At 65.6% G+C, this 1,533-nt stretch carries 2 protein-coding genes; both read right to left on the bottom strand.

Annotated elements, in window-relative coordinates; translation table 11 throughout:
• Positions 1 to 540 (bottom strand): MBL fold metallo-hydrolase (locus tag EN893_RS33405; RefSeq protein WP_128362151.1); only part of this gene is annotated, 540 nt, incomplete at its 3' end.
• A gap of 20 nt (positions 541 to 560) precedes the next feature.
• Positions 561 to 1,533: ABC transporter ATP-binding protein (locus EN893_RS33400; RefSeq protein ID WP_164901362.1), on the bottom strand; the 973-nt coding region annotated here is incomplete at its 5' end.

The following is a 1,533-nucleotide window of genomic DNA, read 5'->3' as shown; positions in this document are numbered from 1 at the left end:
CAGGATGCCCGTCCTGTTTTCGTAGAGTGCGATGCCGCCGGGCGAATGGCCGGGCGTGTGGATCACCTCGAAGGCACGGTCGCCGAGATCGACGACATCGCCCTGGCCGAGCAAACGGCCGGCGGGCGCAGGCAGAATGCCGTAGCGCGCCGTGTCCCAGCCTTGCGGCATGCGATCGAACATCTCGTCGGTCGCATAGGTGCCGGCTGCCGTCCATTCATTGCGCGGATCGGCGAGGATGCCGGCCTCGGCGGCGTGCACGCAACGCTCGGGAAATTCGTGGTGGCAACCGATATGGTCGAAATGCGTGTGGCTGGCGACGCAAATCAGCTTGCGCTCGCTCACCAGCGGTACATGGCGCCGGAGGCTGAAATGGCCGAGGCCGGTGTCGAAGAGGAGATCGCGATCGCGACCGCGCACATGCCACATATTGCAGCGGAAGAACGGCTTTATCCACGGCTCGTGGATCAAGGTCACGCCATCGCTCATGCGGATGGTTTCGTACCAGTCGGGTGCCTCAATGAGCGGAAGTGTTGCCATGTTCAATCCGTCAGAAAAGCTCAGTCCGTCAGCAGAATAATCTGGTCGGTATTGCAGGAAATCGCGACCGTGTCGCCCGGCTGGACGGCCGCCGTCGCGGGCAATTTGGCGATGAAGTGAAGCGAGGGGTCCTCGATGGAAACCGCAAGCACGCGCTTGAAACTGCCCTGGAAGACCACGTCGCTCACTCTGGCCGCGCCGAGCCTGACACTGCCGCTGGCCTCGCCGAGGACAAGATGCTCCGGCCGTATGGCCAGCGCAACGGCGGAGCCCACCGGCAGCGCGCCGGGCAGCGAGACCGGCCCGACGGGCGTGGCGACGGTGCTTGTCCTCTCCTTCGCCTCCGTGACTGTGCCGGCAAGGATCGAGCTTTCGCCCATGAAGGTGGCGGAAAAGCGCGTCGCCGGCCTGTGATAGACGCGCTCGGGCGGGCCTTCGTCCTCGATGCGCCCGTCATTCATCACCACACAATGGTCGGCCAGCGCCATCGCTTCTTCCTGGTCGTGGGTGACGTGGATGAAGGCGGTGCCGACGCGCTTCTGGATCGCTTTCAACTCGTCCTGCATCTGCCGGCGTAATTTGAGATCGAGCGCGCCGAGCGGCTCGTCGAGCAGAAGCACCGCCGGCTCGATCACCAGCGCCCGCGCCAGCGCCACGCGCTGCCGCTGGCCGCCGGAAAGCTGATGCGGCTTCTTGTCGAAGGCGGAGGCGAGGCCGACCAGCGCAAGCGCTTCACGCGCCTTTGCCGCCCGGGTAGCGCCGTCGACGCCCTGCATGCGCAGGCCGAAGCCGACATTGCTGCCGACGCTCATATGCGGGAACAGCGCATAGTCCTGGAACACCGTCGTCGTCGGCCGCTTGGCCGGCGGCACCGAGGTGCAGTCCTCGCCACGGATGAACACCTTGCCTTCGCTGGGGGTGACGAAGCCGCCCAGAATGGAGAGCAGCGTCGTCTTGCCGGAGCCGGACGGCCCGAGCAGGATGGTGTAGCTG

Origin of the sequence: Mesorhizobium sp. M7A.F.Ca.CA.004.04.2.1 (assembly GCF_004022825.1) — a bacterium.
GTDB lineage: Bacteria > Pseudomonadota > Alphaproteobacteria > Rhizobiales > Rhizobiaceae > Mesorhizobium.
This window is presented reverse-complemented; position numbering and strand designations above follow the sequence as displayed.